The organism is Dactylosporangium sp. NPDC050588, from assembly GCF_040654975.1.
Taxonomy (GTDB): Bacteria; Actinomycetota; Actinomycetes; order Mycobacteriales; family Micromonosporaceae; genus Dactylosporangium; species Dactylosporangium maewongense.
Window position 1 is genome coordinate 1 of the sequence record NZ_JBFAJA010000140.1, and the last position, 1,272, is coordinate 1,272.

At 72.5% G+C, this 1,272-nt stretch carries 1 protein-coding gene; it reads left to right on the plus strand.

Annotation, left to right across the window (positions count from 1 at the left end):
• A partial coding sequence (locus AB0I21_RS54040; protein WP_360573347.1) for a hypothetical protein occupies positions 1 to 1,002 on the plus strand: 1,002 nt, incomplete at its 5' end.
• Between the last annotated feature and the right edge of the window lie 270 nt (positions 1,003 to 1,272).

A 1,272-nucleotide genomic window follows, 5' to 3' on the forward strand; every position in this document is an offset into this window, starting at 1 on the left:
CCCGTGCCGCCGCCGCAGCCGCCGAGGGTCGCGCAGCCGCCGCAACCGGTCCAGCGCCTCTACGACTCGCCGTCCGCGTCGCGGATGGAATACGCGCCGATGCCGCGGGAGGAGCCGCCGCCGCCCCCGCCGGCGCGGCGCAACGTGGCGATCCCGCTGCTCGTCGGCATCCTGGTGCTGGCGCTCGCGCTCGCCGGTTACGTGGTGTACACCGAGGTCGGCGACAACAAGAAGGACGACAACGTCGCGCAGCAGCCCACGACCTCCGTCACGAGCGGCGGGTCCGTGGCGCCGACGGCGGCCGAGGGGCAGTCGCTTCCCCCGTATTCGCAGCAGGACCGGCCGTCGTGGGTGCCCGGCAACTGGAAGCAGTTCCAGGACCGTGGCCTGCACGAGCTGTGGTATTCGCAGGACGAGTCCGAGGGCGGCAGGTGCGACGCGTCCAGCGACGACCTGCACGTCGTGTCGAACCCGCGTGGCCTGACCGGCTGCACGCTGAAGGACACGCTCAACGTCAACATGACCGACGCCGGCATCGAGGCGAAGGTGCACCGCGTGAGCGGCTGCGCGGGCATGTGGGCGAGGGCGGGCCAGGAGGCGTACACGGTGGGCGTCTGCGACGGCGTGATCCGCCTGTATGCCCTGGGCGACGCCGCCCCCAGCCAGAGCAACGAGCTGGCGTCCTGGCCGGTCAAGATGACCAGCGACCCGTATGTCGCCCTGGTCGTCATCGGCTCGGAGATCACCGTCTACGCCAACGGCGTCAAGCTCGGTTCGAAGGTCAACGAGTCGATCAAGCGCGGCAAGGTCAACCTCGGCGCCTTCACCCCCAGCGGCGACGCGGCCGACGTCACGTTCTCCGACGTCCGCGTCTACCAGCCCCAGTCCAACTCGGGCGGCGGCAACCCGTCCCCGTCCCCGACCCCCTCGAAGTCCTGGTCCAACTCCCCGTCCCCGACCCCAACCTGGAAGCCGACCCAGACCCGCTCCTCAGCCGCCTGACCCTCACCGCCGGCCCTGCCGCATCCGCCGCCTCATGTGCCGGGCGCCACGCTCACCGCGACGGTGTTTGCCGGACCCCGCACGACCACAAGCCGTGCGGGCTCCAGCCGACTGGTGCACACCGGCCCGGCTCCGGCCGCGAGGGCTCCGGTGTGAGCGGGCGCCCGGGTCGGCTTCGGCGTGAGCGCTGTCGGCTGTGGCGGGGGCCGGTTGTCCGCTTGGCCGGGCTGGGGTCGCGGGCGGCTGGGGCAAGGTCGTTGCCGGCTCCGG